Source organism: Candidatus Magnetaquicoccus inordinatus (assembly GCF_004217665.1).
GTDB lineage: Bacteria > Pseudomonadota > Magnetococcia > Magnetococcales > Magnetaquicoccaceae > Magnetaquicoccus > Magnetaquicoccus inordinatus.
In genome coordinates this window covers 1-1,330 of sequence record NZ_RXIU01000463.1, presented here as the reverse complement: position 1 = coordinate 1,330, position 1,330 = coordinate 1, and the positions used below count along the sequence as shown (strand labels likewise).

The following is a 1,330-nucleotide window of genomic DNA, read 5'->3' as shown; positions in this document are numbered from 1 at the left end:
CTGGCAATTTGCGGTAAGCGATGGTGCGGGTGGCACGATTGGCGCCACAACCTTTACTCTCTCCATTCAGCCGGTCAATGATGCACCGCAACTGTCAGCGCCCAGTGCCCCGGTTGTTTTTATCGAAAATGGTGCACCCACACCGTTGTTTGCTGATCTGTTTCTGGCCGATGTGGATAGCCAGCATCTGCAGGGAGCCACCGTAGCATTTACCCACGGTTTTCTCGGCAGTGAGGATCAGCTCTCCTTCACTGCGGTGGCGGGTATCACCGGCAGTTGGGAGGGTGTCAATGGTCGCTTGCACTTTGTCGGTAGCGCCTCGTTGAGCGACTATCAAACGCTGTTGCGTTCGGTAGGCTATCAGGTAAGCAGTGCTGCGGCCGATAATCCCACTGTGCAGAATCGGCTCTTGCAGGTGTCGGTGAATGATGGTCAATGGGAGTCGCTCTCTGTAAACCAAACTCTGCAGGTACAGGCAGCCAACGATGCGCCGCGGCTGTTGCACAGCGCTGATTTGGCCTATTCCGAAAATGATCCGGCTTCTCCCTTGGCCCCGGATCTGCTCATCATCGATCCAGACAGCCAGCAATTTACTGGTGCCCTGGTGCGCATCAGTGGTGGTTATCTCTCTGCTGAGGATCGTTTGGCTTTTCACGACCAGGGGGGGATTCATGGCAGTTGGAACAGTGCCATCGGCGAGCTGACCCTGAGTGGCAGTGCGAGCTTTGCCCAATATCAGAGCGCTCTACGCAGTGTCACCTACATCAATTTGGATGGCGCAACGCCCAGCGAGGGGAGTCGAACGGTACGCTGGCAGTTGGAGGATGGTTTGCTCAGCAGTGATCCTCTGTGGAGCCAGGTGCAGGTGACCGCTGTGAACGATGCACCGCAACTTTCTGCTCCTGCCTCCTTGACTCTCAATGAGGATCAGACAGTGAGCATCACCGGCATCTCCGTGCAGGATGTCGATGTGGACAATGCTGTGCTGGAGTTGGCTCTGTCCACGCAACACGGCAGCCTGACTTTGGCTGCCACTAGCGGTCTGACGTGGCTTGCCGGGAGCAATGGCAACCCCTGGCTGCGGGTGACCGGCAGTTTGCCAGATCTGCAACAGGCGCTGCTGGCACTGCAATATCGAGGTGCGCACGACTTTAATGGCAATGATCAATTGACCATCCAGATCAGCGATTGGGGACATAATGGCAGCGGGGCTGTGGGGGCTGCTGTACACCAGATTGCCCTGCAGGTGTTACCGGTACAGGATGCGCCAGTGGCTGGTGCGGATGCCTTTACCACGGAGGAGGATTCTCCCCTCAGTTTGTCCGCTGGC

Annotated in this window: 1 protein-coding gene; it reads left to right on the top strand. The window is 57.1% G+C overall.

What is annotated here, in order from left to right:
• Positions 1 to 1,330: Ig-like domain-containing protein (locus tag EJP87_RS18180; RefSeq protein ID WP_193771486.1), on the top strand; the 1,330-nt coding region annotated here is incomplete at both ends.